The following is a 547-nucleotide window of genomic DNA, read 5'->3' on the forward strand; positions in this document are numbered from 1 at the left end:
TCTGCGCCCGTGGTGTCCTGTCCACCGCCGAGTGCTTTCCAGAGCGCCGCGACGTCCTCCGGGGACATCTCACCGAGGCGGTCGGCGAGGTTCCGGTCGAGCATCAAGAGCGCGCCGAGCTCGGTCGGCGACAACGACGCGAGGGTGCTCGCCAGGTCCGCGTCGGACAGGCCCACGCCACGACCGTCGATGCTCCCCAACCGCCCGAGGGTCTCCGGCCCCGTGATCACACGGAGCAGGGCGGCGTCCGCAGCTGCGCGGTCGAGCACGAGCTGGTCCCACTGCGCATCGAGCGCCGACGACTGGTCGGCGTTCTCCGTGACCGCCCGTTGTGCGTTCGAGAGGCTCGTGGCGACCGCCTCGGTCGCGCCGGCCGCCTTCGCTGCTCGCTCGATCGCCGGCATCGCGGACTGTTGGGCGGCGACCGCGATCGCCAGCGTCGCGCGCTGCAGGCGGATGGTGTCCGCGTCGTCCTTGATCCGCTGGACGTCCTTCGCGTACTGGTCGAAGGCGTCGCCCGCCGCGTCGAACAGGGCGACCAGCCCCG

1 protein-coding gene is annotated in these 547 nt (G+C 72.2%); it reads right to left on the reverse strand.

The window, feature by feature from the left end; translation table 11 throughout:
- The coding region (locus ACFQ2O_RS22410) for a hypothetical protein (RefSeq protein ID WP_377533261.1) at positions 1-547 on the reverse strand (547 nt) is incomplete at both ends.

The sequence above is a fragment of the Pontibacter rugosus genome (genome assembly GCF_042678745.1).
GTDB classification, from domain to species: domain Bacteria; phylum Bacteroidota; class Bacteroidia; order Cytophagales; family Hymenobacteraceae; genus Pontibacter; species Pontibacter rugosus.